This is a genomic window from Bifidobacterium adolescentis ATCC 15703, from assembly GCF_000010425.1.
GTDB lineage: Bacteria > Actinomycetota > Actinomycetes > Actinomycetales > Bifidobacteriaceae > Bifidobacterium > Bifidobacterium adolescentis.
Genome location: NC_008618.1, coordinates 476,183 through 499,956, shown reverse-complemented (window position 1 = coordinate 499,956; position 23,774 = coordinate 476,183). Strand labels below are relative to the sequence as shown.

Genomic DNA, 23,774 nt, shown 5'->3' with positions numbered 1-23,774 from the left:
ATCAGTGCTCCAACCCGTAATGGTCGGCGGTATCGAGATACAGCGCACGGTATTCGTCAAGCATGCGCTCATGCCGATAGTAGGTTTTCACGCGTTCGCGTCCCACTTGGCCCATGGCTTCGCGCAGCTTGCGGCTCGCGCACATGCGTTCCATGGCGCGGGCAAGGCCCTCGCGGTACATCGGAGGCACATAGAAGCCGGCCACGCCGAGGTCGTCGCCTTCCTCGCCTTCCAGCAGTTCACGGCAGCAGCCCACGTCGGTGGTCACGCAAGGGCGGGCCGCCGCGAACGATTCCAACACCGACAGAGGCTGGCCTTCGGAGATGCTGGTCAGCACCGTGAAATCCAGTTTGCGCATGTATTCGACCACATTCACGCGTCCGGTGAATTCAAGGTTCTTCACTTCAAGCTGTTTCACCAGCTCATAGCATTCGTCGGCATAGTCCTGGTCGTCCACACCACCGAGGATGTGCAGCCTGACATTGTCCACGCGGTTCGACAGTTCGCTGAACGCGTGGATGAGGGTTTTCACGTCCTTGATGGGAGCCAGACGTACCACGGCGCCGATATCCACCCAACCGTCCTCAGGCTTGAGTGGAATGTCGCAGAACCGTTCGTATTGGATGCCGTTGGGAATGACCAGGCATTTGCTTGCCGGAGCGCCCATGTCGATCTGGGTCTGGCGAGCGCGGCCGAACAGGCTGGTCACACGCCATGCCCTACGGTAGATCTCCTGCGACAGCATGGCGAAGAAACGGATCCACCGTTGCCGGAACGCGGGCGCAACCCATTCGGCGGAAAGAATCTCCTCCTCGCGTTCGCGCGTGTAGATGCCATGTTCGGTTAGTAATACGGGTGCGTGGTTGATACTGCCGCCCAAGCATGCCAGCAGGCCGCCGTAACCGGTGGAGATGGCATGGTAGATCTGCGCTTTCGGCACTTCTCCCGTCATCAGGTACAGCACCGGCAGCAGCATGGATCGCACGGTGTGGAACGCATCCGCGTAGGCAACGTACGGGTATTCCTCCATGCAGATCTTCGTAAACAGGTCGATGAATTCGTTGCTTTGCAGGAACGACAGCGGATGCACGCCTTTGTTGTGGAACAGGTTGAACAGTACGTCCCAGTCGGGATCGCTCAGATTCACCAGCTCACGCAGTGCCTTGACTTCCTCGTCGGTGAAGATCACTTTCGCATGTTCACCGCTCAGACGCAACGCGTCGTCGAGGAACACCTCATGCACTTCCACCACGTTGGATGGAAGGTCGTACACGAATTTGCCACGGTCCTTGGCTTTCGCGCCGATCACCCACAGCACGAACTCGTGTTCCTTCATGGCGGTGATGTAGCTGTGCATCCATGTGGACACGCCTCCATGCACGTACGGGTAGCAACCTTCCAATACCAGGCAGATTCTCATGCCGCGCCTCCAGCCTTGCGTTCGACGTGCACTGTGGAGTCCGTGGCCTTGATGAGGTACAGATTCCCCGTCATCCGGATCATGCTTCCGCCTTGGATTCTGCCGGGCGTGCCATGGTTCGCGCGGAGCAGCAGCCAAGCCTGGTCCTTGAAATTGCCCAAGTCGAATTCCCACTCATTGGCGGATTCCCTCATCTTGACAGTCAGTCCAGAAAAGCGTTGCACCGCGGACGCGCATTCCGTGCCTGTCTGCATGCGGATGGACGGTGCGGACACTTCAAGCCAGTCGAGATAGTTCTCAAGGCCTTTTCTGTAGACCGCCCAGCCTTCTTTCGCGCCACGGTCAGGGTCGAGCATGTCGTCCGGATGCATGAAGTGGGTGCTGACGAAATGCATGTTCAGTTCGGATTCTGCGGCGAGCCGCATGTAATCGTTTCCCACCATGCCGCCGGAGACGATGCGCGGCGCCTCGACGATGCCGTCATCGGCCACACCGAATTCCTGCACGTAAGGAAGTTTGCTGTCGCTTGGCAGGTAGGTGCTGGCGATGGTGCGGATTTCGGGCACGTCTCGTCCGATTGTCTGCCGTCCTTCCTTGGACAGGATGTTGGACGGCGGCACATATACCGACGCTGTGGCCGCCGGCAGCACGGACTTTTGGAATGCGATCAGCTCGCGCAGCGAGGCGACGACAGCTTTGCGATTCGGCCACTGATGGTACGCGTATTCGTCGCCATAATCGGTGTTCGGCAGTACGAGCGGCTGATGGTTGTAGCCATGGTAGCCGATTTCGCCGTTCTGTTTGAGCAGCAGTCCGCCGAAATAGATGAAATGCGATTCGTCCTTCTGCCGTACGGGAGCGTCTTTCGTATCGTCCCCGTAATTCTCGATCATCACGCCGGTGAACCGAATACCGTAGCGTTCCGCAAGTTTGGTCAGGTCCGGCCACCAGACCTTCGAATAGAAGTTGGTGATGCTCATGCCGTAGTCGCGTTTGATGTAGGTGGCGTCTCCGCTGGGGACCGGGGATGGAAAATCGTCCAGATAGAACGCGGCGCTGTTGATGACCGGGTATGCCGTGGCGGAACCCAGCAGGCTGAACGCGGAGGCATAGAAGCCGCGCACCACCTTGCCATAGATGCCGATATTGCAGGTCACGGTTCGTCCGGAACGCACATCGGCACTCCAGATCAGTGGCGTATGGCCGTTGGCACTGACCGCTTCGACGGCGGCCTTCTCATTGAGGTTCAGACTCAACGACGATTTGAACGGGCCACTGAACATGTAGGTGTGCCCGCCACCCAGCATAAAGTCCCTGGCAGGCTTGATGCCTTTGGTCATCACGTAGTCGTATGCGGAGGATTCGATGCCGATTTGAGGCCCGATCGCGTCCAGATAGCCTGTTTTTTCAGGCGTCATGGCAAGCATCATGTTGCCGCCGCCTTCAACCCATCTCATGATGGACACCAGCTCATCCCCCAGCGAATCAAGTTCCGGCATGACGATCAGCACGGTGCGGTACCGATTCAATGAGGGGATGTCGTCGGGATCGGTTTTGGCCAGATCCACGGTGGCGGTCGGCACTTTCATGTCGAGCAGCACCTGTTTCATCATGGTTTCGGCCTCGTCCACACCATCCTGGGAACTATCCACGAGCATCAGGTTCGTGGCGCGCTGCCCCATGATGGCGTTCTGGGCCGGAATGGCCTCGTTACGAGCCATGTATTTCAAAGTGAATTTCGTCGCGCCGTAGTGGATGCCCAAGGTTTGCGCCAACAGCACCAAGGCGATGGCCATGAATACGGCCCACACGCGGACCAGGTTTTTCCAACGGAAGCGCTTCCATATGCGCCATGCGGAACGTATCATGCGCGCCCAGCCTCCTTGTCGCCGAGCCAGAATCGCAGGATGTCGTGGCCTCGGCCGCCAAGGTAGATGTGGTCGTCCTTGATGTGCCGGACGGTGCGTTGCACCGCCTCGCCATCGTGACGTGCGGCTTCCAATCGCAGTTTCATCAGCCAGACGTCACCTTGACGCGGCCATGCGGACAGCGCCGCTTCGATGGTGCGAGACGCGGCATCGAACGAACCGAGATCCATCTGCGTCTTCGCCAACGAGCATACGGTGCGGTAGTCGTTATGCCGTTTGAGCCGTTCGGCGAGCAGGTCGGTGTATCGGCGCATCTGCAACGTTCTGGCATACCCCTGTTCCATGGAGGATTCCAAGTAGTGTTCGAGCGCCTCACGGTACCGGTCGAGCGCCTCGTCCGAATCGCGGTTCCGCTCGTATTCCTCCATGCGTTGCTGCAACGCGATGTCTTCCTTCGCGCTGATCTGCGCCATGGCCGTGGCCGCGTAATGCACGACTTCCACGTCCTCGTTCAGACGGGCTTGGGAGAGCAGATTGGCGTATTGGCCGGGATTCTCGTTAAGAATGGACAGCATCAGATTACGACGCTGCCGTGGATTGTCCACGATCAGCGCCTCTTCCAACGGCACGGTGTTGGCGTAATCCGTACGGTCGTCCACAAGAATGTTGCGTTGTTCCTGATCCTCGACCTTCAGTTCCTGCAGACCGGCGGGAATCCGTCGTCCCCCACGAAGCACGGCACGCGAATGCATGAGCGCCACGCTCAACGGCCCCCATAGGGGAATCAACGCCATGAACGGGAGCAGCAGTCCATCGACTTTCAGCACTCCGACGTGGTGCAGCAGACACAGCGTCATGCAGACCAGCAGATGCACGGCGATGATGATCAACGCGGCGATAGTCGTCGACCCCATCAGCTTTCACCCCCATCGTCGGCTTGCGCGATATGCGATCGGGCTTCGGAAAGCAGGGCATCCTCTTGGGTCTGCGGAACGTAGGAGCAGTGCAAGCCGGAACGGGTCAGACGTTTGAGGATGATCGGCAGTTCCTTCTCCCCCGCCTGGTTCATCAGCAGATACACGCCGTCATCCGTCAGCATGCCGGCCTCATCGGTCTGGCGGATGCTTTGCATCAGCAGGGAGTCCACGTCCTCAAGGTTTCCCTCGCATTCGACTTTGAGCAGCAGATGGTCGCCCATATGGTCGTGTTTGAGGTCGTTGGCAGCCAGCACCTTCGGCAGGAACGCTTCTGGCTTCAGCAGGTTCGTTCCCGGCACCAGCATGGACCGGCGCGCCACGTCCTCGTATTCGAAGGCCCTGATCATGGCCGATTCGACCAGACCGCACATGATGCTGAACAGATTCTGGAAGTACAGGTTCATCTGGTCCGGTTTGGCCTCTCCCATGGTGATGATCACGGCCAGTTCGCCACGGTCACGCACGCCGACGGCGTACATCGGGAATTTGTCCTTTAACGTTCGGTTCACCCATATGCCGTTGTGTTCCAGCGCGGTGATGATTTCACCGTAATCCGAGACGCGTACGGAGCGGAAGCTGCCGACGTCGAACCGTGGGCTCGCCGCCACAAGACGGGCGAACTGTCCGCCGTTGTCCACTCGGAAGATGGCGAGGCTGTCGCTATCGAGGCTTTCCTGCATGATGCGGATCGCCGTATGGTACAGCTTCTGCGGTTGCACTTCGTCCAATTCTCGGGTCACGGCGTACAGTTTGCCGAAACTGTCGCGTCTGCCGATGATCTGGTCGCGCAACTGTCTGCGGTCGTCGAGCATATCCTGATACAGCCCGCGCAGGAAGTCCAGACGATTGCGCAACAACCCGTTCTCGTCGCGCACGAACCTCACGCTCTCCTGGTTGCGCGACTGCACATAGCCGCATACCGATCCGGCCACGAAATAAATGACGAAGGCAAGCCAGTTCGATGTGTCGTAGAACAACGGGGCGAAGGACGCGCCCTGCGACGCGTAGGACATGGCCACGCCGGCGCAGGCCAGTACGGCTGCGAACACGCCGGCATGCAGCCCGTAGATGGTGCCGACGATCACCACGAACAGCAATCGCAGGTCCACGGTTTCCAGCTGGCTGTTGCCTTGTGTAAAAGTGCGGAGCCATTCCGTCAGCAGGAACGCGCCGATGATTTCCAGCACGGTCCACCATTTGTTGTGGCTGCGTAGGAAATCCCATACCGGATGCTTGTCGGTTTTGTTCTCGCGGAGCTTCAACCAGCCTTCGATGACGTGCGGAAAATCCTCGCGAAGCGAGTATCGTGGCGAAAAGCCGTACCGCAATCGCAATTCGTGGTCGTCGGCGGGGTATGCCTGCGGACGGTCCTCGCCGTATACGACCTTCGTTCCCGGAAAATATCCCGCGATCAGCGTTCCCAAATCGCCGTAAGTGAAGTCGAACACGTTCGGAACGTGGAACAGCTCGCTGTCGGCGGTCCAGTCGTCGAATATGCGGTAGATAAGTTCGGCCAGATCGTCGGCGCATAGGAAGCAGGTGCGTTGTTCGGCGCGTTCATGGAAGCGCAGTTCTCCCGCTTGTGCCTGTTCGAACAAGCCGTTGAAATATGCGGTGACGCCATTGCGTTGCGGCGCGTACAGATAGGGGCAGCGCACGATCTTCACTTCCAGATCGTAGGTGCGCGCATAGTACAGGCCGAGCTCTTCGCCGGCACGCGACATCAGGCTTTTGCTGGTCTCGTGCACGTCCGTTTCCTGCGGATAGGTGAATTCCGATTCCGGCCCGCTCACCATCAGCATCTGGACCTTGCGATTGCGGACGGTGTGCAGCAGTCGGCGCAGGTAGCCCAGGTCGCCGTCACGTTCGCTGCGAGGCGTCAGATCTTCGGAGAAGTAGACGATTCGATCGAATTCGTAGTTGGAGAACACTTCCGACATGGCGTCACGGTCGGGCATGTCGATGATTTTGAGATCCTCGCCGCTGGATTCGGTCCCTTTGCGGAGGGCCACCACCACCTTGTCGTGGGGGAACGCGTGCTCGATCCACTGCTTCGTCACGAAGTCGGTGTTGCCGATTAACAGTATCTCCACTCGCCTCACCCCAGGGATACACCCGTTTAGAGGTCAACATCATGGAACAGTACAGCCGTCAACCCCTTGTCTACCTGCACCATAGTTTAGCGACAGAGGGGACAGAACATCCCTCTTCGTTGGGGGTAATGGGCGTATGTCTTTCGCCGATATGGTTCGGATGGCGCTTGTGCTGGGAAACGAGCGGAAATCGCGCAGGTAAATCGGAAAAGATATGCGAGAAAAACAAAACCCCAGATTGCTCCGGGGTGTATCTGGTGGCTCCGAGCGGCATCGATCCGCTGACCTAACGATTTTCAGTCGTTCGCTCTACCAACTGAGCTACAGAGCCATGAACAACTTGCGCTGTTCCAGCGACCACGGCCGGACTTGAACCGGTGACCTCCGCCGTGACAGGGCGGCGCTCTAACCAACTGAGCTACGCGGCCATTGCCACCTTGTTTCCAAGGTACGTACCCCCTGAGAGAGTCGAACTCTCGTTGTCAGATTGAAAGTCTGGTGTCCTAACCGTTAGACGAAGGGGGCGCTTTCAGCGTTTCCGCTTGACAACTTGCCCTACTATACGCGAATCTGGCCGACATGCAAACCTCGGCGTGTCGCGCCGGTGTCACACACCGCCACAATAAGACAGGAATCCTCGTAAAACACTGAAATTCCAAGCCTTATCGCATTACACGCGACGATAGGTGAAATCGTGAATCACGCGCCCGGCGGCAAGTCCCTTCTTCTCGAAATTGGTCAAAACACGGCCATCGAATCGCTCGGATTCAGCGAAATCGGCGTGTCGCAATGCGGCCGCCTCATCCGCGTTGCCTTTGCCGACGTGCTCGACGGGCAGGCTCACGGTCAATGCGCCGTCGTTATGGAAGCCGTCCAGCTCGTCCATCACCTCGTGAACGTGCAGCGCGTAATCCTCGATGTCGGTGGCGATGCGCCACACGCCTTCGTCCGTCAACGCGCGGTGGATGTCCGCAGCGAGCTCGGGCTGTACGATGCGGCGCTTGTGATGGCGCATCTTCGGCCACGGGTCGGGGAAGAACGTCCACACTTCGGCGATCGAGCCGTCGACGGCCGCCTTGAACAGTTCTGGCGCGTTGATCTGGGCGATCCGCAGGTTCTTCAGGTTCTGCTTGCCGGCGAGCAGCAGCGTGTGCGCCACGCCCGGATCGTAGACTTCCAACGCAAGGAAGTTGACGTCCGGCCGGGCGGCTGCGGCGGCAACGACGTTCTCGCCTTGTCCGGAGCCGATTTCCACGATCAGAGGATTGGTATTGCCCCACGTTTCGCGGATATAGGCTTGGTCGAACACGAAACCCTCACGCACGCCGAGGGACCCTTCGCCCGCGTTGATGTTCAGCAGATACGTATCGGCGTAGGTGTCCCAGGCCCGCTGCAGTCGCGCGTCGAGCCGGGCGGACCGCCGCACGAAGGACAGCACCTTGCGACCGTAGAGGGCCGGCCTGCCGTCAGCAGCGGCCGACTGCACATGTTGTATATTCTGTGCGTTTTCTTCTGTTTTGCGACCATCGGTCGGCGTGTTTTCGTCATGTTGCATACCCTAATTTATAGAGGAAACGCAGGAACGAGCCGTTAGTGTGCGTTCGTGTTCACGTGTTATACTCAAATTGTTCAAAAGGTAACAAACCTGAGCAAAAGTGAACAATGGTTGACATTTTCACCAACTGTTGCATTTCACTGCTCATTCGAAGGAAAGGCCAGAACATGACAGTTCTCGTCACTGGTGGGTGCGGATACATCGGCGCCCACGTCGTTCACGCACTTCATCAGGCCGGCGAAAAGGTTGTCGTCGTCGACGATCTGAGCTACGGCAAGCCCACCCGCATCGAAGGCTCCCGCCTGTACGGCATGGACATCGCCGCTCCGGGCGCCGGCGAGCGCCTCGCGGAGATCATGAAGGCCGAAGGCGTCGATTCCGTGATTCATTTCGCGGCCCGCAAGCAGGTCGGCGAATCCGTCGAGAAGCCGCTGTGGTACTACCAGCAGAACCTCAACGGCATGCTCAACGTGCTGATCGGCATGCGCGATTCCGGCGCCAAGAAGCTCGTCTTCTCCTCCTCCGCCGCCACCTACGGCGTGCCGCCGGTCGATGTGGTGCCGGAAGACGTCGTGCCGATGCTGCCGATCAACCCGTACGGCCAGACCAAGCTGTTCGGCGAGTGGATGGCCCGCGCCTGCGAGGAACCGTATGGCATCCGCTTCTGCGGCCTGCGTTACTTCAACGTGGCCGGCTGCGGCCCGGTGGAACTTGAGGATCCGGCTATCCTGAACCTCATCCCGATGCTGTTCGACCGTCTGAAGAAGGGCAAGGCCCCGGCGATCTTCGGCGACGACTACCCGACTCCGGACGGCACCTGCGTGCGCGACTACATCCACGTGTCCGATCTGGCCGACGCGCATATCGCCGCGCTGAAGTATCTGGACCGCGACGAGCGAAAGTATGACGCGTTCAACGTCGGCACCGGCGAGGGCACCTCCGTGCGCCAGATCGTCGATGAGGTCAAGAAGGTCACCGGTCTGCCGTTCAAGGAGACCGTCATGGGCCGCCGCGCCGGTGATCCGCCGCACCTGATCGGCTCCCCGAAGCGCATCAACGAGGAGATGGGCTGGCACGCCAAGTACAATGTCGAGGACATTGTGAAGTCCGCTTGGGACGCATGGCAGGCCAACCCGGAGCACCACATCGACGTCGACACCTGGAAGCAGACCGACTGAGATTCGTCTCCTTTCCCGCGAAACCGCGGCGCGCCACGCCCAACACACCGTGACACGCCGCAGTTTTGCATAATTGCGATTTTGTCGTAGTATTTCTATCTGTTGTCAGTCGCAAGACTGAAACAACGGCCGCGTAGCTCAGTTGGTTAGAGCGCCGCCCTGTCACGGCGGAGGTCACCGGTTCAAGTCCGGCCGTGGTCGCCACCAAACCCCAGCCCAATCCGCCGGGGTTTTTCTTTTACCCTCACTCTCCCCTCCCACGCCAATCCACGCTTCCCAACCGTCAAGACATAACTTGCCCACAAAAACGAGGCGCCCCACAAAAATCAAAAAACGCAACTTACCCACAGAACGAAGCAACATCGCAACCTGCCAATAAAAACGAGGTGGAGGCCGGCATATGCGTTGCAAGGCCGTAAGCTCGGCCGAACGGCCTTGAGTGTGCCTTGCAACGCATATGCCGGCCTCCACCGGACACCCCGCAATCGCAACATCGCAAAAACGCCGTATATTCAATCCCACCAAACACCGCAACATCAGAAAAATCGCAACTTCACAACACAGCCAGCCCCCCCCCCAAAAAAAAATCGCAATAAATCGCAAAAAACAAAAGCGGCACGCTTGAAACCATCAAGCATGCCGCAATCGCAATAAAAAATCAGTTCTGCAACTGCTGTTCGACCCAATCGACGATATATGGCGCCACCTCTTCGATTTGGTCGATCGCCACTTCGAATTCGCGCGGACCACCGTACCACGGATCCACCAGATCGATGCTGTCCTCACGTCCCGCGGCCGGCTTCGGCAGATTCGGGTCGAAGCTGCGGTACATGTGCACTTCGCTGCGCTTGGCTTGCGGCAGCTGACGGAGCAGCGCGCGCATGTGCGAGGCGGTCATCGGCAGGAACAGGTCGGTGCGTTCGATTTCGTCGCGCGTGATGCGATGCGCGAAATGGTGCGATGGCAGCTCGTAGCCGCGTTCCTTAAGTACCTTGACGGCACGGCGGTCGATCGGATTGCCGTATTCCTCGTCGCTGACGCCGCTGGATTCGACGTTGACCTTGTCAGCCAAGCCGCGGCGCTCGAATTCGGCGCGCAGAATGATTTCAGCCATGGGTGAACGGCAGATGTTGCCCGTGCACACGGTCATCACGGTATACATGAAAAGTTACTCCTCGTGGTTTCTTTCGTACGTCACGAAACGGAAGCCTTCGACTTGGTCGTTTCCTTTCCGCGCCTTCTGCCACGTGCCTTCCTCGGCCACGCGCCATGCTCCGGATTCCACCAATGCGTGGATATCGGGCGCGTAGGTGTCGGCGTTCACGTGCATGCTGATCTGCGTCACATACGCCTTGTCGGCGAATGGCATCGCTTCCTCGAATACTTTGGCTCCGCCGATGACCCAGATTTCACTGCGGTCCAAGCCGTCATCCGGAATGGCCTCCTGACGGGCCAGATCCAACGCGTCATCCAGCGAATCCACCACGGTGGCGCCCGGCGCGAAATAGGACGGGTCATGCGAGATGACGATGTTGTCGCGGTTGGGCAGCGGACGGAACTTCGGGCTTAGCGACTCCCACGTCTTGCGGCCCATGATGACCGGATGGGAGACGGTCAGCTCCGTGAAATGCCTCATATCCTCAGGCAGATGCCATGGCATGCCGCCTTCGAATCCAATGGCACCGTCGTGACCTTCCTTGTCACAGGCCTGCGCCCAAATCAGATTCACAGAGAAGGTTTTGGGGAAATCGTCGCCCCAATCCTCCTCGTCTTCACGCCCGGCAAGTCCGGGCTCGGGTTCGTGATAGCCACTGCGGCTACTATCGTGCTCCATTTCACTCACTCCTTGAAGTCGGAACTAGGGTCAGTAGTCTACCGTCTGGCGCAGACGCGCCAGACGGCGGCAACAACCTCAGACCGCCACCGGTGCCTTGATGGTCGGATGATGCTGGTAATTCACGATTTCGAAATCGCTGTAATCGTAGTCGAACAGCGAATCGGCCTTCCTGATGCGGATCTGCGGATACGGGTACGGCGTACGGCTCAGCTGTTCCAACACCTGGTCGATGTGGTTGTCGTAGACGTGGCAGTCGCCGCCGGTCCAAACGAATTCGCCGGGCTCGAGTCCCGTCTGCTGGGCCATCATGAGGGTGAGCAGCGAATAGGAGGCGATGTTGAACGGCACGCCGAGGAATATGTCGCAGGAACGCTGGTACAGCTGGCAGCTCAGGCGGCCGTCGGCCACGTAGAACTGGAATAGGGCGTGGCATGGCGGCAATGCCATATTCTCCACTTCCGCCGGATTCCATGCGGAAACCACCATGCGGCGCGAATCGGGGTGGTTACGGATCAGGTCGAGCACATTGGAGATCTGGTCGATCGTGCGGTTCGGATCGTCCGGCGTCGGCGCCGGCCAGCTACGCCACTGCGCGCCGTAGACCGGCCCCAAATCGCCGTTCTCGTCGGCCCATTCGTCCCAAATGTGCACGTTGTGCTCCTGCAGCCAACGTACGTTCGTGGAGCCTTTGAGGAACCACAGCAGCTCGTAGGCCAGGCCTTTGAAGAACACCGTCTTCGTGGTGAGCAGTGGGAAGCTGTCTTTGAGATTGAAACGCATCTGCTGGCCGAACAGGGAAATAGTGCCCGTGCCCGTGCGGTCGGATTTCAGTGTGCCTTCCGTAAGGATTTTGCGTACCAGATCCTCGTAAGGCATGGGAATGTCCGTTTCCGGACGTGCGGGAATATGAGTACGAATGTCTGCGAGTTGTTCGGAAGTCAAAGCCATAATAGGCAAGTTTAGCCGGTGGCGTGGAGGCGGACGGCCGGGATGCGCGTTGTAAGGCCGTAAGCTTGGCCGAACGGCCTTGAGTGTGCCGCCAACGCGCATCCCGGCCGTCCGCCGGCCTCCAGCGCAATCGCAACGAATCACAAAACCGTATCGCTTCATCTTGCGGAACGCACTCCCCCACGTCCGTTTCGATGCGCTAGATTGGTATCACGGATTGGCGCGAACGGCGCGCCACAGGACATGAGGAGTTTCCATGGGCAAGAGGCTGTGGGTAGAGCGCAACAAGGACGGTTCCTGGGACGCGTTCAGCGAGGATGGCGCGCACATCAAGTTCGGCAAGGGCCGTGGCCAGTTCACGCCGGGCGATCTGATGAAGGTCGCGCTGGCCGGTTGCGCCGCGCTGTCCAGCCAGTTCGCCGTCGAGCATACGCTGGGCGATGGCAAGGGCGCGAAGATCGTGGTGGACGGTACGTATGATGCCGATACCGACGCCTACATCGGTTTCGACGAGCAGGTGGTCATCGACGCCACCGACGCCGGTTTGAGCGACGAGGACGCCGAAAAGCTCGCCGATCGCGTCAGCCGTCATATCGAGAAGGGCTGCACGGTCAAGCATACGTACGTCGAGCCGACGCCGGTGCGTATGAACGTCACCGTCAAGCACTGAGGCACGTACCGCACATAGTTAGAGGGTGGCTGCGATTCGTTGGAATCGCAGCCACCCTCTTCTATGCGGTTTTTATATCGATTTCAGTCGATTTGCCGTACCGTCACTGACGGTCCGGATCGATCTTCGTTTCGATGGCTTCGACCACTTCCGGCTTGGCCTTGTCGACCGGCACTTCCTCGACGCCCTTGATGTCGTCGATCGCCTTCGGCGTGACGTCGGCAGGCGAGCTCGGCACGGTGTCGAGACGGGTCTCCGCGGCTTCCACATACTTGCGCGGCACCACGTAGACCGGTCCGACCGCATGCTGCAGCAGCCCCTGGCTGGTGGAGCCGAGCAGCAGGCCGGTGAAACCGCCACGTCCGCGGGAGCCGACCACGACGACGTCATGGTCGTAGCTGGCCTTGGTCAGCGCGCCGGCTGCGGGGCCGGGCACGATCTGCTTGTTGATCTTGAGGCTCGGGTATGCCGCTTCAAGCGGCTTGATGCGCACATCCAGATCCTCCTGGAAGGACGCCATGACGCCTTCGTCCTCAGAGCCCTTCATGTTCGGCACGGCGGAGATGACGTCCAGTTCGGCGCCCCACGAATCGGCGAACGCGGCCGCGATCTCCAACGCCTTCAGACCCCACTTGGATTCGTCGGAGCCGACTGCCACCTTGGTGATGGTGTTGTTCAAGTGCATCAGGTTGCCTTCGTCGTCGGTGTACGGCACCACGACGATCGGGCAGTACGCGTATGCCGGCAGGCTGGAGCTGGTGGTGCCGAGCAGTCGTTCGGCCAGACCACCCTTGCCGCGGTTGCCAATGACGATGAGGTTGTAGTTGCGCGACAGTTCGACGAACACGGATGCGGGATCTCCGGTGACGATCAACGTCGATGCCTCGACGCCCTGCTCGTCGGCGATGGCCTTGGCCTTCGACAGAATCTCCTGCGCATCGTTGTGCGCGGCATTGTCATCGCCCATGGCCGTATACGTGGCATCGAACGACACTGCCGCATAGCTTGGCAGCGAATATGCGCAGACGATCTGCAGGGTCAGTCCCGCATGCTTCGCGTAATTCGCTGCCCACCATGTCGCCTTGTAGCTGGCGTGGGATCCATCGACACCTACGAGGATTGCCTTGTCATTGATCATGAGCGACCTCCCTTGAATCAGGTTGCGGCAACGCGACTATGCGTTGCACCTGACTTCCACCATACCGCGCGACATGCGGTTTTCAAGTAACGACGCGGAAAATAACAAAGCAAAAGGGCGTATTCCTCACGGAAATACGCCCTTAGCTCAATGTCAAAGCTTCAGAAGATTCGACGAATGCTGTAGCTGCTGGGGAACACCCATGCGATGGGATCGTAGCGGGTGCCGTTCAGCTGGGAGTTGATGACCATGCCGTTGCCGACATAGATCGCGGCATGCTGCGCATTGGCGATGATGTCTCCCGGCTGCGCGTCGGCGAGGCTGCCAACCGCGCGACCCACAGTCGCCTGAGCACCGGAGTAATGCGGCAGGGAAACGCCCATCTGGCCGTAGACATACTGCACGAAACCGGAGCAATCCCAACCGGACGGGGTATTGCCGCCGGACACATACGGAACCTTGCCGACGAACTGGTTCGCGAACGTCAGCAGGCTGGACACGCTGGCCCCATCAGGCGGCGTCACGGTGAAGGAACCGCTGCTGCTGAGGTCGCTTCGAGCGGCGGAACGAGAAGCGGCTTGGGCCTGTGCTTGAGCCTGGGCCTGCTGCTGACGCTGCTGTTCCGCTGCCGCTGCGGCGGCTTCGGCGTCTTTTTCGGCTTGAGATTTGGTTTGGGGAACGTTCAGGCTTTCCACACCGCCCCAGTCGGAATCGGATTCGACCTGGGTGGACGATGCCTCCGCGAGGATGTTCTTCTTCACGGCGTTGGTCTTCGGGAACGAACGGGTAGCAACGACAGCATCTTGCGTGGCGCCATCATTGGCTGCCAGCGCGGCAGGTGCCACCCCGGCGAAAGTAAGAGCGGCCGCGGCGAGCGCAGCAATCACGGAACAATGCTTAATATGCTTCATCGAATCCTTAGCTTACAGCATCCCTCTTACAAGAAAAGGGGCACGGTCGTCGGTAGGGAAACTCAGTAGTGAATATACTGGAAATCGCCCACGTTCGTGAGCGTGCGGGAATACGTGCCGCCATTGAGGGAGGCGCCGGATTCAGAGGTCACGATCGAGCCGTCGTCGTTGATTTTCTCAACGATGGCGACGTGGCCGTAATACGAGTCGGAACCTTCCTGGCCTGCGGCGAACACGATGATGTCGCCGACATGGCGCGGCGTGTTATCAACCCAATAGCCCAAGGCGCGGGCCGAATCGGCCCACTGGCAGCCGTTGCCCATGTGGGAGCCTGCAGGCAGACCGAGCTGATGGCGGCGCACATACACCCACCACGTGCACTGGCTGAACTCGTAGGCGTTGCCGACGTCTCCGGTGGCATGGTTCGGATTGAAGTTAGCCGGTAAGGCGCTGCTGTCTTGGTCCATCAGGACGGCGACGTTCGGATTGTCGGCGATGGACTTGGACATCAGGCTGGCGTCCATGGAGGCGCTGGTGTCTCCCAGCTGCCAACCGCCGTTGTTGCTGGTGGAAGCCAGTTCCTTAAGGGCGGTACGTCCTTCGGAACGGGATGCCGCTCCATCGGACACACGTTTGATCTGGGACGTTTCGGTACCGTCGTCCGCAAGCACCAGTCGGGATGCGTTCTGCTGGCTGAACGCCAACGCGGTCGCCGCGGTGCCGACAAGCGCCGCCAACGAAGCGGAGGTCACCAACGCGGATTTGCGGGAAGCGGCTTTGGCGGCCTCACGCATGGTACGGCGGCTCATTGGAGCCACTTCATTCAGCTTATCCACGACTTCCGGAGCGAGTCCGACTACGGCGCCGCCTTCCGCCAGCTGTGCCATTCGCACGGCCTTAGCGGTATGGGAGCCCCGGTTCGCCGTGAACAACGCCTTGGATAGGCTGAATTGCGCGTGCGAAACCTTGGCAGCTTTATGCGCCGCATGCCTCATATATTAATCACTCCTTGCGGATTGCGAAACCGTCGCAGCTTATGACCGCGCACGGTTACAGAACCGTCACAAGGGTAAGGGTACACCGACATAGGGATTATCATCAAGACCCCGTCCTTGCGCAAATAATTCGCCACGGGTGGAGGAACGTCCGGAAAACGGCCATATCAACGCGCAATCCGACCTTCTGACTACCCTTGGATGACATGACGAACACTGTGAACATTCCTACCAACATGCTTCCGGAGGATGGACGTTTCGGCTCGGGGCCGAGCAAAATCCGTCCGGAGCAAGTCCAGGCGCTCGACGCGGGCGCGCGCAATCTTCTGGGCACCTCGCACCGCCAGACCCCGGTCAAGCAGGTGGTCGGCTCCATCCGCGAAGGCCTGTCGAATTTCTTCCAGATTCCCGACGGCTATGAGGTCGTGCTGGGCAACGGCGGCGCCAGCGCGTTCTGGGACATCGCCTGCGCGTCACTTATCACCCGCAAGGCGGCGTTCGGCACGTACGGCTCCTTCAGCGCGAAATTCGCCAAGTCCGCGCAATCCGCGCCGTTCCTTGAGGATCCGGAGATCTTCGCGGGCAAACCGGGCACGTATCGCCTGCCGGAGCTCACCGAATATGTGGACGCTTACTGCTGGGCGCACAACGAAACGTCCACTGGCGTGGCGGCCCCGGTCAAGCGTGTCGAAGGTTCCAAGGAGCAGGGCGCGCTGACTCTGATCGATGCCACGAGCGGCGCCGGCGCGCTGAACGTGGATATCAGCCAGACCGACGCCTACTACTTCTCCCCGCAGAAGGCGTTCGGCTCTGACGGCGGCCTGTGGATCGCCGTGCTTTCCCCGGCTGCGATCGACCGCGCCTACGGCATCGCTAAAAGCGTCAGCCTGCCGGGCGCGCGACGCTGGATTCCTCCGTTCCTGTCCCTGACCTCCGCCATCGAGAACTCCCGTAAGGACCAGACGCTGAACACGCCCGCCGTGGCCACGCTGGTCATGCTGGAGAACCAGGTGCGCTGGCTTAACGACAATGGCGGCCTCGCCTGGGCCACGGCGCGTTGCGCACGTTCCGCGTCGCTGCTGTACCAGTGGGCGGAGAAGTCCGATTACGCGCAGCCGTTCGTTTCCGACGAAAACGCACGTTCCAACGCCGTGGTCACCATCGACCTTGACGAGAGCATCAACGCTTCCCAAGTGGTCGCCGCGTTGCGCGAGAACGGCATTGTGGACACCAACGGCTACCGCAAGCTCGGCCGCAACCAGCTGCGCATCGGCGTGTTTCCGTCCGTGGAGCCGAGCGACGTCGAGGCGCTTACGAAGTGCGTCGATTACGTGGCCGAGCACCTGTGACGCGCGCACCGAGGTAAGGTAACGGTATGAAATTTGCTCCGATTATCGACCCAAGCGTGCGCAAACCCTCCCCCAAACCGGTGCGCGTCGACCTGCGGAAGGTGTTCACGTTCGGCACCGCATTATGGGCCATCGCCTTGGTGATCTGCATGATTCTGCTGGCCTTCGGCATCAATGTCGAACGATTGCAGACCATGTGCGCCGCCGGCACGGTGATCGGCGTGCTCATGCTGGTTTGGGAGCATTTCGACCGGTGGGACTACCGCCGTCTTGGCGAATAACCCGACCGGCGGTTCAGCCAATCGCGAAATAACCGGTAACAACATTGGGTCGCTTCCGCACCAACCTGCGGAAGCGGCCCTTTGCCGTATATGGCGTGTCCCAACGCTCTGCAATCGCCGCTAATTTCTGGCGACCGGCAGCCCCAACGTAAACGTGCTGCCCTGTCCCGGAGCGCTCCACACCGAAGCGGAGCCATGGTGGGTCAACGCCACATGCTTGACGATGGCAAGACCCAAACCGATGCCTTCCTCGGAATGCCCATTCTGGTTGCCGCCACGGTAGAACCGTTCGAAAATACGGCTTTGCTCCTTCTGCGCAATGCCGCAACCACGGTCAAGCACGCTGAGCAGCACTTTGGTGCCGTCCTCGTTCGGCTTGACGGATACGGTTATGCCCTTGCCGTCCGGTGAATAGGCGATGGCGTTTTCGAGCAGCTTTGCGACCGCGGCCTGAATCTGCTCGCCTTCCCCGTTGATGTCCAGTGATTCGTCGCCATCGATTTCAATGTCGATGCCGCGCCGTTGCGCCATGTCGCGATGCGCGTCGACGACGGTTTTCACCTGTTCCATGACGTTGATACGGTTGCTCGCCGTCGGCAGAATCGGTTCCTGCGCCTTGATAAGCAGCAGCAGGTCGGACACCATATGTTCCATGCGAGCGCAGGATTGGCGCAGTTTTACGGTGTTCCCCTCAATCGCGGCCTTATTGTCCGAGTCATGTTCCAACGCGTCCGCAAGCTCCTCCAGCGACTGCGTCGGCTTGAGGAGCTGCTCCGAAACGTTGGTGATGAAGGAATCACGGATCTGGGAGAAACGGACGGTTTCGCTCACGTCGGAAACCAGCACCACCACAAAGCGTTCGTTGAGCCTGCCTACGATCACCTTCAGCCAGTTCGGGCGGGACACCGTGGTCACCGGCTTGTCCGGCGATTGGCCGATCAACGCCTGTTTGGCAACCTCCCGCATGGTTGGCTTCCCTGCTTTCGGAGCCTTCTTCGGCTCATGCAACGTGGTCGTGGTCAGGCTGAACTGCTTCTTGCCGCCGTGGGCACGGACCTCGTGCACCGCGCTTGCCACGGTGTCATCGGCGATGGCGTCGTCCCGCACCACGCCAAGGGCGTAGGCGTCCGGATGCGCGCGTATCACCTCGTCATGCTCGTCGACCACGATGGAGGCCAGCGGCAGTATGGACAGCAACGTGTTCGTCGCGTCGTCCAAAGTATCATCATTGTTGCGATCGTCACCATGGCGATGTGTCAGATTGCGCCACCACGTGCCTACGGATTCAAACATGTCTTCATTCTCGCACACCCTGACGTTCCCCGATGAATGGTCGTGGCGCGATTTTCGTGAACGCAGGGTGAACGTGCCGGTGAACATTGGCGGAACAACACGTCCGTCACGTGCGAATCCGCCACTTCCCTAATACACTTGAGAGAGGTTATATCCGAACCCGATATTGACATACGTGAAGCATTTGAAAGGCAAGCATATGCGCGTTATCTTCAATGAAGAGCTCAAGGCAGTCGCCGATGACCTCGACCGCATGGCGCAAGACGTTCGCAAGGCAATCAATGGTGCCGGCGACGCGTTGCTGAACCAGAATCTTGAAGCCGCCCAGGCCGTCATCGACGGCGACATCGAAATCGATGCCCTCGAATCCAGCGTCATCGACCAGTGCGTGAAGCTGCTGGCCAAGCAGAACCCGGTGGCCACCGATCTGCGCGTGGTCGTCTCCACCCTGCGTCTGGCCGCAACGTTCGAGCGCATGGGCGATCTGGCCCGTCACATCGCCGAAGCGGCCCGCCGCACCTATCCTGCTTCCCCGCTGCCGGCCGATGCCCAGCCGCTGTTCGCCGAAATGCAGGCGTTCCTTGACAATGTGGCCGACCAGGTGGTTTCCATGCTTACCGACCGCGACACCAAGACCGCCGAGCAGATCATTCTCAACGACGACAAGCTCGACGCTCTGCACAAGAAGACCTTCGAACTGGCCCAGTCCGAGGATTGGAAGGGCACCAACCAGCAGCTCATCGACGTGGTCCTGATCGGCCGCTTCATGGAGCGTCTCGGCGATCACGCCGTTTCCGCGGCCCGCCGCGTGATGTTCATCGTCTCCGGTTTCGACCCGTCCAAGGAGCCGACCCGCGACGAAGGCACCGACATCGACTGAGGGTTCCTCACCTCTTCTTGCATTTTCCTTGACGAGATGGGTGGTTTCCGTTTGGAAGCCACCCATCTCGCTTATATGTGGCAGATGACCTCGGCCAAAAACATCATAAGGGGGTAAAAATCCCGCCACCGAACATCCTTTTCCAAAAGAAATCTGCCACATATAGGCAAAATCACTTTCGCATGCAGGCGCAATCCGCCACCTATAAGCGAAATTCCTCCGATAGTCGTAAAAACTAGACATCGCGTCCAGTTCATGCCCGTATACTTGTGTCCCACGACGCGGCACAATAGTGCCCAGCGGCATCCAAAGGAGGAAGTCATGTACTATTCCAACGGCAATTACGAAGCGTTCGCCCGGCCAAGGAAGCCCGAGGGAATCGACGATAAGAACGCCTACATCATCGGCACGGGTCTTGCAGCGCTGTCCGCCGCCTGCTATCTGGTGCGTGACGCGCAGATGCCCGGCGACCACATCCACGTATTCGAGAAGGACCCGGTTCCGGGCGGTGCCTGCGATGGCGCGAACATTCCTGGCGTCGGCTATGTGATGCGTGGCGGCCGCGAGATGGACAACCATTTCGAGGTGATGTGGGACCTGTTCCGTTCCATCCCGTCCATCGAAACGGATGGCGTGTCCGTGTTGGACGAATACTACTGGCTCAACAAGGACGATCCGAACTATTCGCTGTGCCGTTCCACCAAGGCGCGCGGCGTGGACGGCGGCACGAACGGCAAGTTCGCGCTGTCCGACAAGGCGTCGATGGAGATCATGGAGCTGTTCTTCACACCGAACGAGGAACTATACGGCAAGAAGATCTCCGACTTCTTCGACGATGAGGTGTTCGATACGAACTTCTGGATGTACTGGCGCACCATGTTCGCCTTCGAGAACTGGCATAGCGCGTTGGAGATGAAGCTGTACATCCGCCGCTACATCCACCATATCGGCGGACTGCCGGACTTCAGCGCGTTGCGGTTCACCCGCTACAACCAGTACGAGTCGATGATTCTGCCGATGATCAAGTATCTGGAAGGCTTCGGCGTGCAGTTCCACTACAACGTGAAGGTGGAGAACGTCGATTTCGCGATTGGCGGCGGCATGGGTCCCGTACGCCAGCGCACCGGCACCGGGCAGGACACGATTTTGAGGAAGCAGGCCGAATACGGCGCGTATCCGCGCAATCCGTTCAGCTCGCCGACCAAGAAGATGGCCACGCGCATCGACCTGACCAAGGCGGATGGCACGACCCGCAGCATCGATTTGGGCGAGAACGATCTGGTGTTCATCACCAATGGCGGCTGCGTGGAGAACTCCTCGATGGGTTCGCAGACCGAGCCGGCCGCGTGGGCTCCGGAGATCAAGCCCGGCGGCGGTTGGGATATGTGGCGTCGCATCGCGGCGCAGGATCCGAGCTTCGGACATCCGGACGTGTTCTGCTCCGACCCGGAGCATTCGAAGTGGATGAGCGCCACCGTCACCACGTTGGACGGCGAGATTCCGCCATACATCCAGAAGATCTGCAAGCGCGATCCGTTCTCCGGACGTGTGGTGACCGGCGGCATCGTCACCGTTGAGGATTCCAATTGGCTGATGAGCTGGACGCTGAATCGCCAGCAGCAGTTCCGAGACCAGCCGAAGGACCAGCTGTGCGTATGGGTGTATGGTCTGTTCCCCGACAAGCCCGGCAACTATGTGAAGAAGCCGATGCAGGATTGCACCGGCGAGGAGATCTGCGAGGAATGGCTGTACCACATGGGCGTGCCGACCGACAAAATCGCCGACTTGGCGAAGAACCACGCCAACACGGTTCCGGTGATGATGCCGTACATCGATGCCTTCTTCATGCCGCGTTCCGCCGGCGACCGCCCCGATGTGGTGCCGGATGGCGCGGTGAATTTCGCATTCCTCGGCCAATTCGCGGAGACGCCGCGCGACACGATCTTCACCACCGAATATTCGATGCGCACCGGCATGGAGGCCGTGTACACGCTGTGCGACGTGGACCGCGGCGTGCCGGAGGTGTGGGGTTCGGTCTACGACGTGCGCAACCTGCTCAACGCCACGGTGATGCTGCGAGACGGCAAACCGATCACCGATATGAAGCTCAACCCCATCGAAAGGGGCGTGTTGAAACAGATCGTGAAGAAGCTGGATTCCACTGATATTCCGACATTGCTCAAGGAATACGGCGTGATCTGACGTTCTTGCGATTCCGTTTTGTCCGCCTTGCCTGCGCCGCACGGCACCCGCCGAGCCGCGCAGGCAAGGCGACATCAGCAAAACGCAGATACAACGTGAAAAAGACTTACCGACAAAGGCGCCGGCAATAACGAAAGATGGGAACCTACGGTATACAGGTTCCCACCTTTTCGTATGTGTTTCATGCGATCAGCCGCGACTATTCACGCGCCCAATCGCAACAAACTCACTTCTGGCCCTGAGCGGCGACGGCGGCAGCACCGGCAGCGGCGGCTTCCGGATCCAGGTACTCGCCACGCGGCTTGATCGGCTTGAAGTTCTCGTCCAGCTCGTACAGCAGCGGCATTGCGGTCGGGATGTTGACCTTGGCGATCTCCTCTTCGGAGAGGTTGTCCAGCATCTTCACGATGGCGCGCAGGGAGTTGCCGTGAGCGGCGATCAGAACGGTCTTGCCAGCCTTCAGCTCCGGCTCGATGTCGGACTTGAAGTACGGCTCAACGCGCTTGACCACGTCGGCCAGGCACTCGGCTTCCGGAACCGGATCGCCGGTGTAGCGCGGATCGTTGTTCTGCGCGTACTCGTCGTTCGGATCGATCTCCGGCGGCGGTGTGGCGTAGGAACGACGCCACAGCATGAACTTCTCGTCACCGTACTCCTGACGGATCTCGGTCTTGTTCTTGCCCTGCAGGGCGCCGTAGTGACGCTCGTTCAGACGCCAGCTGCGCTTGACCGGAATCCACAGGCGATCGGCCTCGTCCAGCGCGACGTTGGCGGTGTTGATGGCGCGACGCAGCATCGAGGTGAAGACGATGTCAGGCAGGACGTTCTTCTCCTTGAGCAGGCGGCCGCCGTTCTTGGCTTCCTCGACACCCTGCTCGGTCAGCGGGACGTCGACCCAGCCGGTGAACTGATTGGTTTTATTCCATGCGCTCTGTCCGTGACGGAGCAGTACTAGTTTGTAAGTCATGCTTGCAAGTCTACCGCTTGGCACACCCAAAACAAGCCGTTTCCGACGATTGACGCCCCACGTTTTGCAACAATTTTCATTTCGTTGCACTGTCGTTGCAGCGCTAGGCAAACACCACGCAACACACGTACGTTACGGCGAGCGCCAGTGAGGAGAACGTGCACAGCGGCAGCGCCTCGCCGTATTTTTTTCTTGCGATCGCGACGGCGGCGGCAGCGCACATCGCGCACGTGACCGCCAGTATTGCGATTGTCGGCATCGCAGGCGTCGACAGCAGCAGTATATAAGCGGCGAGCAACAGCACGGCGACGGACAGCAGCGCAATCGCAAAAACCGTGCCGTTGCGCCGGCCCAAAGCGGTCATCCATGTGTGCTTGCCGTGCGTGCGGTCGGTTTCGACGTCGCGTAGGTTGTTGACGCACAGGACCGCGACGGCGATGAGGCCGACGTTGGCGCCGCCGAGCATGCCTTCGGTCGAGATTGTGCCGGCCAGGGCGAACATCGTGCCGCAGGCGGCGACGAGCCCGAAAAAGATGAAAACGAATATCTCACCCAAATAGTGGTAGCCATAGGGGTGTTTGCCGCCGACGTAGCACCAGCCGGCCACGAGACAGGCGATACCGACCAGGATGAACCACCAGTAGCCGGTCAATGTAACGACAGCCAGACCGCACAGGCAGGCGATCAGCGCGTTGATTCCGGCCACGGCAAGTACTTTCTTTGGACTCACGCCGGACGCGACGAGACGGGCGGGGCCATGCTGGGGCTGCGATGCCGGAAGCATTTCCGGAGTCGAAGTCGATTCCGCGGATGGTGTTTTTGCAAATGACCGTGCGGAATCGACGGCACGCCCCTCGTCAGTGCCACGTATGCCGTCGGAATAGTCGTTCGCGAAATTCGCGGCGACCTGCAGGAACAACGCCACGCAACCGCACAGTACCGCCACCAAGATGAACCAGCCTGCGGAACGCTGGCATTCGCCGACCAGCGAGCCGAATTTCAATTCGCTCAAGTCATGCTGCCCGCCGAAGAACGGACACGGCTCATGCCATATATCGCCACCCTGCGAGTAAAGAAACACGCCCCGCCACGACAGCGTGGCCCCGATAACCACTGGGGCGATCGCCAGCGGCAGGGTTTTCAGGCGAGCGCCGCGAATCCAAGTCGATATTTCCATGAATCTCATGTTAGATGTTGGGTGTGCGAGGGTAT

At 59.7% G+C, this 23,774-nt stretch carries 20 protein-coding genes and 4 tRNA genes; 7 read left to right on the top strand and 17 right to left on the bottom strand.

All coding sequences use genetic code 11. The annotated features are described in order from the left end of the window. Position 1 precedes the first annotated feature (1 nt). From pelF to trmB, 8 genes are all read right to left on the bottom strand, one after another. A complete protein-coding gene (gene pelF / locus BAD_RS02120; protein ID WP_011742866.1) occupies positions 2–1,420 on the bottom strand; it encodes a GT4 family glycosyltransferase PelF in 1,419 nt (472 codons plus the stop codon). After that, on the bottom strand, positions 1,417–3,288 hold the full coding sequence (locus BAD_RS02115) for a DUF2194 domain-containing protein (RefSeq protein WP_050731442.1): 1,872 nt from the start codon (positions 3,286–3,288) through the stop codon (positions 1,417–1,419). The genes pelF and BAD_RS02115 overlap by 4 nt, the downstream gene beginning before the upstream one ends. Beyond that, positions 3,285–4,202, bottom strand: coding sequence for a hypothetical protein (locus tag BAD_RS02110; protein ID WP_011742864.1), 918 nt, complete (start codon positions 4,200–4,202; stop codon positions 3,285–3,287). Before BAD_RS02110 ends, BAD_RS02115 begins: the two co-directional genes overlap by 4 nt. Continuing rightward, complete coding sequence (locus BAD_RS02105) at positions 4,202–6,358, bottom strand: NAD-dependent epimerase/dehydratase family protein (RefSeq protein ID WP_041777253.1); 2,157 nt, start codon at positions 6,356–6,358, stop codon at positions 4,202–4,204. The genes BAD_RS02110 and BAD_RS02105 overlap by 1 nt, the downstream gene beginning before the upstream one ends. Positions 6,359–6,613: 255 nt before the next feature. Next, positions 6,614–6,689 (bottom strand) — tRNA-Phe (locus BAD_RS02100). A gap of 23 nt (positions 6,690–6,712) precedes the next feature. Continuing rightward, a tRNA-Asp gene (locus BAD_RS02095) sits at positions 6,713–6,786 on the bottom strand. A 25-nt stretch (positions 6,787–6,811) separates the two neighbouring features. Next, positions 6,812–6,883 (bottom strand) — tRNA-Glu (locus tag BAD_RS02090). A gap of 145 nt (positions 6,884–7,028) precedes the next feature. Continuing rightward, the gene (trmB, locus tag BAD_RS02085) at positions 7,029–7,913 is read right to left on the bottom strand and encodes a tRNA (guanosine(46)-N7)-methyltransferase TrmB (RefSeq protein WP_011742862.1); all 885 of its coding nucleotides are present in this window, start codon (positions 7,911–7,913) and stop codon (positions 7,029–7,031) included. Between the two features lie 167 nt (positions 7,914–8,080). Here trmB and galE point away from each other — a divergent pair, with 167 nt between their 5' ends. Continuing rightward, complete coding sequence (gene galE, locus BAD_RS02080; RefSeq protein WP_033499272.1) at positions 8,081–9,091, top strand: UDP-glucose 4-epimerase GalE; 1,011 nt, start codon at positions 8,081–8,083, stop codon at positions 9,089–9,091. A 127-nt stretch (positions 9,092–9,218) separates the two neighbouring features. Continuing rightward, positions 9,219–9,295, top strand: a tRNA-Asp gene (locus BAD_RS02075). Positions 9,296–9,749: 454 nt separating this feature from the next. Here the strand turns inward: BAD_RS02075 and BAD_RS02070 are convergent. From BAD_RS02070 to BAD_RS02060, 3 genes are all read right to left on the bottom strand, one after another. Then, a complete protein-coding gene (locus BAD_RS02070; RefSeq protein WP_011743012.1) occupies positions 9,750–10,253 on the bottom strand; it encodes a low molecular weight protein-tyrosine-phosphatase in 504 nt (167 codons plus the stop codon). A 6-nt stretch (positions 10,254–10,259) separates the two neighbouring features. Then, positions 10,260–10,925, bottom strand: a complete 666-nt coding sequence (locus BAD_RS02065; protein ID WP_003808238.1) for a dihydrofolate reductase — start codon at positions 10,923–10,925, stop codon at positions 10,260–10,262. A gap of 78 nt (positions 10,926–11,003) precedes the next feature. After that, complete coding sequence (locus tag BAD_RS02060) at positions 11,004–11,876, bottom strand: thymidylate synthase (protein ID WP_041777252.1); 873 nt, start codon at positions 11,874–11,876, stop codon at positions 11,004–11,006. 256 nt (positions 11,877–12,132) lie between these two features. On the opposite strand from BAD_RS02060, the gene BAD_RS02055 reads away from it, so the two are divergent. Beyond that, complete coding sequence (locus BAD_RS02055) at positions 12,133–12,546, top strand: OsmC family protein (RefSeq protein WP_003808235.1); 414 nt, start codon at positions 12,133–12,135, stop codon at positions 12,544–12,546. Positions 12,547–12,649: 103 nt separating this feature from the next. Here BAD_RS02055 and BAD_RS02050 read toward each other — a convergent pair whose 3' ends face one another. The 3 genes from BAD_RS02050 to BAD_RS02040 form a co-directional block, all read right to left on the bottom strand. Beyond that, the gene (locus BAD_RS02050; RefSeq protein WP_041777251.1) at positions 12,650–13,684 is read right to left on the bottom strand and encodes a universal stress protein; all 1,035 of its coding nucleotides are present in this window, start codon (positions 13,682–13,684) and stop codon (positions 12,650–12,652) included. 161 nt (positions 13,685–13,845) lie between these two features. Next, the gene (locus BAD_RS02045; protein WP_003808229.1) at positions 13,846–14,595 is read right to left on the bottom strand and encodes a C40 family peptidase; all 750 of its coding nucleotides are present in this window, start codon (positions 14,593–14,595) and stop codon (positions 13,846–13,848) included. Between the two features lie 62 nt (positions 14,596–14,657). Continuing rightward, positions 14,658–15,590 (bottom strand): CHAP domain-containing protein, encoded by a 933-nt coding sequence (locus BAD_RS02040; protein ID WP_011743008.1) that lies wholly within the window; start codon positions 15,588–15,590, stop codon positions 14,658–14,660. Positions 15,591–15,796: 206 nt separating this feature from the next. Between BAD_RS02040 and serC the strand changes: the two genes are divergently transcribed. Continuing rightward, positions 15,797–16,939 carry a phosphoserine transaminase gene (gene serC / locus BAD_RS02035; protein WP_011743007.1) on the top strand — a complete coding sequence of 381 codons (1,143 nt, stop codon included), beginning with the start codon at positions 15,797–15,799 and terminating at the stop codon, positions 16,937–16,939. A gap of 26 nt (positions 16,940–16,965) precedes the next feature. Continuing rightward, positions 16,966–17,220, top strand: a complete 255-nt coding sequence (locus BAD_RS02030) for a DUF2530 domain-containing protein (protein WP_003808222.1) — start codon at positions 16,966–16,968, stop codon at positions 17,218–17,220. Positions 17,221–17,340: 120 nt separating this feature from the next. Here BAD_RS02030 and BAD_RS02025 read toward each other — a convergent pair whose 3' ends face one another. After that, on the bottom strand, positions 17,341–18,600 hold the full coding sequence (locus BAD_RS02025) for a sensor histidine kinase (protein WP_011742860.1): 1,260 nt from the start codon (positions 18,598–18,600) through the stop codon (positions 17,341–17,343). Between the two features lie 112 nt (positions 18,601–18,712). On the opposite strand from BAD_RS02025, the gene phoU reads away from it, so the two are divergent. Further along, positions 18,713–19,393: a phosphate signaling complex protein PhoU gene (gene phoU / locus BAD_RS02020; RefSeq protein WP_041777250.1), complete on the top strand. Its 681-nt coding sequence runs from the start codon at positions 18,713–18,715 to the stop codon at positions 19,391–19,393. Positions 19,394–19,714: 321 nt separating this feature from the next. Then, entirely contained in the window at positions 19,715–21,595 is a 1,881-nt protein-coding gene (locus tag BAD_RS02015) for an oleate hydratase (protein WP_041777249.1), read from the top strand. A 226-nt stretch (positions 21,596–21,821) separates the two neighbouring features. On the opposite strand, the gene BAD_RS02010 is transcribed toward BAD_RS02015, so the two are convergent. Then, a complete protein-coding gene (locus tag BAD_RS02010; RefSeq protein WP_003808215.1) occupies positions 21,822–22,562 on the bottom strand; it encodes a phosphoglyceromutase in 741 nt (246 codons plus the stop codon). Between the two features lie 103 nt (positions 22,563–22,665). Beyond that, positions 22,666–23,748: a 1,4-dihydroxy-2-naphthoate octaprenyltransferase gene (menA, locus tag BAD_RS02005; RefSeq protein ID WP_041777248.1), complete on the bottom strand. Its 1,083-nt coding sequence runs from the start codon at positions 23,746–23,748 to the stop codon at positions 22,666–22,668. Positions 23,749–23,774: the final 26 nt, after the last annotated feature.

Excerpts from the sequence above, each read along its gene's own strand:
- BAD_RS02015 (WP_041777249.1), top strand. The coding sequence starts at position 19,715 with ATGTACTATTCCAACGGCAATTACGAAGCGTTCGCCCGGCCAAGGAAG.
- phoU (WP_041777250.1), top strand. The coding sequence starts at position 18,713 with ATGCGCGTTATCTTCAATGAAGAGCTCAAGGCAGTCGCCGATGACCTC.
- BAD_RS02025 (WP_011742860.1), bottom strand. The coding sequence starts at position 18,600 with ATGTTCACCGGCACGTTCACCCTGCGTTCACGAAAATCGCGCCACGAC.
- galE (WP_033499272.1), top strand. The coding sequence starts at position 8,081 with ATGACAGTTCTCGTCACTGGTGGGTGCGGATACATCGGCGCCCACGTC.
- BAD_RS02060 (WP_041777252.1), bottom strand. The coding sequence starts at position 11,876 with ATGGCTTTGACTTCCGAACAACTCGCAGACATTCGTACTCATATTCCC.
- BAD_RS02055 (WP_003808235.1), top strand. The coding sequence starts at position 12,133 with ATGGGCAAGAGGCTGTGGGTAGAGCGCAACAAGGACGGTTCCTGGGAC.
- BAD_RS02050 (WP_041777251.1), bottom strand. The coding sequence starts at position 13,684 with ATGATCAATGACAAGGCAATCCTCGTAGGTGTCGATGGATCCCACGCC.
- menA (WP_041777248.1), bottom strand. The coding sequence starts at position 23,748 with ATGAGATTCATGGAAATATCGACTTGGATTCGCGGCGCTCGCCTGAAA.
- BAD_RS02040 (WP_011743008.1), bottom strand. The coding sequence starts at position 15,590 with ATGAGGCATGCGGCGCATAAAGCTGCCAAGGTTTCGCACGCGCAATTC.
- BAD_RS02045 (WP_003808229.1), bottom strand. The coding sequence starts at position 14,595 with ATGAAGCATATTAAGCATTGTTCCGTGATTGCTGCGCTCGCCGCGGCC.
- BAD_RS02010 (WP_003808215.1), bottom strand. The coding sequence starts at position 22,562 with ATGACTTACAAACTAGTACTGCTCCGTCACGGACAGAGCGCATGGAAT.
- pelF (WP_011742866.1), bottom strand. The coding sequence starts at position 1,420 with ATGAGAATCTGCCTGGTATTGGAAGGTTGCTACCCGTACGTGCATGGA.
- BAD_RS02115 (WP_050731442.1), bottom strand. The coding sequence starts at position 3,288 with ATGATACGTTCCGCATGGCGCATATGGAAGCGCTTCCGTTGGAAAAAC.
- BAD_RS02030 (WP_003808222.1), top strand. The coding sequence starts at position 16,966 with ATGAAATTTGCTCCGATTATCGACCCAAGCGTGCGCAAACCCTCCCCC.
- BAD_RS02070 (WP_011743012.1), bottom strand. The coding sequence starts at position 10,253 with ATGTATACCGTGATGACCGTGTGCACGGGCAACATCTGCCGTTCACCC.
- BAD_RS02065 (WP_003808238.1), bottom strand. The coding sequence starts at position 10,925 with ATGGAGCACGATAGTAGCCGCAGTGGCTATCACGAACCCGAGCCCGGA.
- BAD_RS02110 (WP_011742864.1), bottom strand. The coding sequence starts at position 4,202 with ATGGGGTCGACGACTATCGCCGCGTTGATCATCATCGCCGTGCATCTG.
- trmB (WP_011742862.1), bottom strand. The coding sequence starts at position 7,913 with ATGCAACATGACGAAAACACGCCGACCGATGGTCGCAAAACAGAAGAA.
- serC (WP_011743007.1), top strand. The coding sequence starts at position 15,797 with ATGACGAACACTGTGAACATTCCTACCAACATGCTTCCGGAGGATGGA.